This window comes from Staphylococcus pasteuri (assembly GCF_030547725.1).
Lineage (GTDB): Bacteria > Bacillota > Bacilli > Staphylococcales > Staphylococcaceae > Staphylococcus > Staphylococcus pasteuri.
This window is the reverse complement of record NZ_JAUOQO010000246.1, coordinates 1-283: the sequence shown is the minus strand read 5'-3', so window position 1 is coordinate 283 and position 283 is coordinate 1. Positions and strand designations below refer to the sequence as shown.

Genomic DNA, 283 nt, shown 5'->3' with positions numbered 1-283 from the left:
GAAGGGGACCGTGCAGACCGAGGCTTTGAGACTTATTGAAATCACACAGGACCTTCAGGTCTCTCGTGTGATCGAGGTGCAAGATTGGTTTGTCACAGAAGTGTCCGAACGTGGCGGTTTCGGGTCTCGGGCGCAAATTGCATTTGGCGAAATCGAGATATCGGAATTCGTCCCCGATCCCTCTGATCTGACAAATGAGCGCACGCTCTCTTCGGTGTTTCAGGTCGAGGCAGAAGACGAAAATGGCGTTTTGTCCACCTTTGACCTGTCGAGCCGTCTGGAC

1 protein-coding gene is annotated in these 283 nt (G+C 53.0%); it reads left to right on the top strand.

Annotated features, from left to right (window positions below):
• Nucleotides 1-10: 10 nt before the first annotated feature.
• A partial coding sequence (locus Q4528_RS13550; RefSeq protein WP_303522055.1) for a hypothetical protein occupies nt 11-283 on the top strand: 273 nt, incomplete at its 3' end.